Below are 2,942 nucleotides of genomic sequence, written 5' to 3'. Positions count from 1 at the left end.
TAGAGGGCGTTTTCTGGAACTTCAAGATCACCGATAAAATCATGCTCAATACGTGCCATGATATGTATGCTCCTAAACGAATATACGCATTAAATAAAGTCTTCAGCCAGGATAAATCCCGTGGTCATGCTTCGAACTTCAGGTTAAAAACTTTGGTGGATACCGCAAGGCATTCATCAAAGAATCAATTAATCTTTCATTAATATGCTCATGAACAAATTAATGAAATACCAATCGTCCTTTTGCTCAGAACTATTCTTTCAAACAGTCACTAGTGCTTTTCCCCAGTGGTTTAAGCGAATCGAACAATATCATGAAAGTTCTTTAATACAAATAGGGGTTGTACGTAGGAACTATGTAGTATTTTAGTCTTAACCCTTACCAAATGTAAATAGAGGGGATTATAACTGATTGAAATACAACAAAAATAATAAAAAACTGAATTGTAAGTGATGTAACTATTTGAAAATCAAGAATATCTAGATTTCTAAATTTGTATGTTTTTTATCACAACCAGACATAGGAAGGTCTACTTTTAAGTGTTTGACAGATTTTGAACTCATTTTGGAAATCGATTTGTCTGATAAAACATCTAGCGGACAGTATCACGCTTCTATTCTTCGGAAGGTGGAGGAAAAAAATCGGAGGCTTTCAAGCAGCCGGGGGAATATAAATGTAAGGAACCGGTACCGATAACAATGTATTTTCTATTGATTCCACCAAACCGAATTCGAAGATCGGATCCTTCCTCATCTAGAGTATTTCTAAAGTTGAACGAGATCCTTACGAATTAAAGTTGGAATCGAGGAAGTGTGAAACTTTCTTCGAAAAGACCGAAGAGGTTTGGATTTGACCTTTTCAAATGCAGGAAAGCCCTGCTTTCGCAGGGCTTTGCAGATTTTTAGCCAGGTTTTTTAGAGAAATTAGATTAGTCTAATTTCAATTCGCGAAGAGGAACAACTCTCTTGAGTGTTCTCTTTTCTTTTCCAGTAATGCCCTGCTCTGCCATCTTGCGGCGGATGAAGGCGATCTGGGTCTTAAGCGGTAAATCTTTCGGGCAGAAATCGTGGCAAGCCAACAATGTCATGCAGCCGAAAACACCGCTTTCTGTTCCCATAACTTCGTAATAATCTGCGTCATTACGATGATCGCGAGGATCCAGACGGAAACGGGAAATCTTGTTAATAGCAACGGCACCGACGAAGTCCGGACGCATACGGAAGTTGCCGCAAGAAGCTACGCAGCAGCCGCATTCGACGCAACGGTCAAGAAGATAAATATCTTCAGCAAGCTTCGGATCCATTGGTTTTTCGATCTTGTTGAAGTTAATTTGTTCTTCATTAACGTGGCACCATGCTTGGATTCTTTCGCTCATGCCGCGCATCCATTTACCGGTATTAACTGAAAGGTCGCCAATCAGTTCAAAGCCCGGCAAAGGAGCCAATGTGAAGTGATCCGGAAGGTCACGAGTCAATGTACGGCAGGCCAAAGCAGGCTTTCCGTTGACCAACATAGCGCAGGAACCGCAAATACCGGCACGGCAAACGAAGTCAAACTGGAGAGAAGGATCCTGTGTATCGCGCAATTCATTCAAAAGAATGTAGAGCGTCATGGAATCAGTCTCAGAAACCTGATAGGTTTGCAAATGAGGAACACTTTCAGAATCAGCAGGGTTGTAACGCAGGATGCTAACCTGAAGAGTGCGGTGGTTGCTAGAAGCCGGAGGTGTAACCTTTTCAGCTGGTTTAGCTTCCGGAGCAGTTTTTGTATTTTCAGCCATTTAAATTCAACTCCTGATGACTTATGAAAGAGGTTCGTCAATACGTTCGTTTCTGCCGCGCAGGTTTTCAGGCAACAGTTGGAGGTAAGGCATCAAAGCGTTCTGGATAGCAAAGCGGTCTTTGCCTTCTGCTTCCATCTTGGCTCTGATTTCGTCAACTTCTTTCTGGCGAATCGGTGTTTCGGGGTTGTCAATGTAGTTCTTGGCACCGTAACCACGCCATCCCGGAGGAAGTTCCATCTTGGAAATATCAAGTTTCTGATATTCAAGAGTCGGCATTGTGTCGTTTTCGTTCTTCCAAGAGGCAAGAGTACGGCAGCACCATTCAGCGTCATTACGGACTGGGTAGTCAATACGGAAGTGAGCACCGCGGGATTCTGTACGTTTGTAAGCGCCAAGAGCAATTGTCAAAGCTACGCGAAGCATCTTCTGAGTGCGGTATGCGTAAACCAATTCCGGATTTGCACCAGGTTGGTTCTTAACGGCAACATTGAAGCTCTTCTTATAAAGCTCTTCAAGTTCGGTAACAGCCTGTTCAAGTGTATCTCCGTTACGGAAAATACCAACTTTGGTGGTCATGATTTCCTGCATGCGAGTGCGGATTTCAGCCATGTTTTCTGTACCGGAGTTCTTGGCAAATGCGTCAAGCTTAGACTGTTCGCGTCTGATAAAGTCATAGACAACCTTAGTCGGAATGTCGATGGCGTTTTCAGGTTTGTCGCAGAAATCTGCAATCTTTTCGCCGACAATCATACCTGCAACAACGGTTTCAGCTACAGAGTTACCGCCTAAACGGTTGAAGCCGTGCATATCCCAGCAAGCTGCTTCACCAGCGGAGAACAAACCTTTGAGAGTTTGGCTTTCACCGCTTGGATTTGTTCTGACGCCACCCATGGTGTAGTGCTGTGCAGGACGGACCGGAATCCAATCTTTAGTTGGGTCTACACCTAAGAAGTAATGGCAGATTTCATATACTTCACGGAGATTGTGCTTAATATGGTTTTCACCAAGCAATGTAATATCAAGCCAAAGATGTTCACCGAAGCGGCTCTTAACACCTTTACCCTGAGCAATTCTTTCTTCCATACGGCGGGAAACGACGTCACGGGAAGCAAGTTCTTTCTTTTCAGGTTCAACGTCCGGCATGAAGCGATGGCCATCA

General features: G+C 43.6%; 3 protein-coding genes. 1 reads left to right on the top strand and 2 read right to left on the bottom strand.

Annotation, left to right across the window (positions count from 1 at the left end):
• Nucleotides 1-203: hypothetical protein (locus RDK53_RS12200; protein ID WP_308515254.1), on the top strand; the 203-nt coding region annotated here is incomplete at its 5' end.
• A 725-nt stretch (nt 204-928) separates the two neighbouring features.
• Here the strand turns inward: RDK53_RS12200 and RDK53_RS12195 are convergent.
• Together RDK53_RS12195 and RDK53_RS12190 are read right to left on the bottom strand one after the other, a co-directional pair.
• Nucleotides 929-1,780 (bottom strand): fumarate reductase iron-sulfur subunit, encoded by an 852-nt coding sequence (locus RDK53_RS12195; protein ID WP_066592258.1) that lies wholly within the window; start codon nt 1,778-1,780, stop codon nt 929-931.
• A gap of 21 nt (nt 1,781-1,801) precedes the next feature.
• Nucleotides 1,802-2,942 (bottom strand): FAD-binding protein (locus tag RDK53_RS12190; protein WP_308515252.1); only part of this gene is annotated, 1,141 nt, incomplete at its 5' end.

The sequence above is a fragment of the uncultured Turicimonas sp. genome (assembly GCF_902477955.1).
Lineage (GTDB): Bacteria > Pseudomonadota > Gammaproteobacteria > Burkholderiales > Burkholderiaceae_F > Turicimonas.
This window is presented reverse-complemented; position numbering and strand designations above follow the sequence as displayed.

Excerpts from the sequence above, each read along its gene's own strand:
- RDK53_RS12195 (WP_066592258.1), bottom strand. The coding sequence starts at position 1,780 with ATGGCTGAAAATACAAAAACTGCTCCGGAAGCTAAACCAGCTGAAAAG.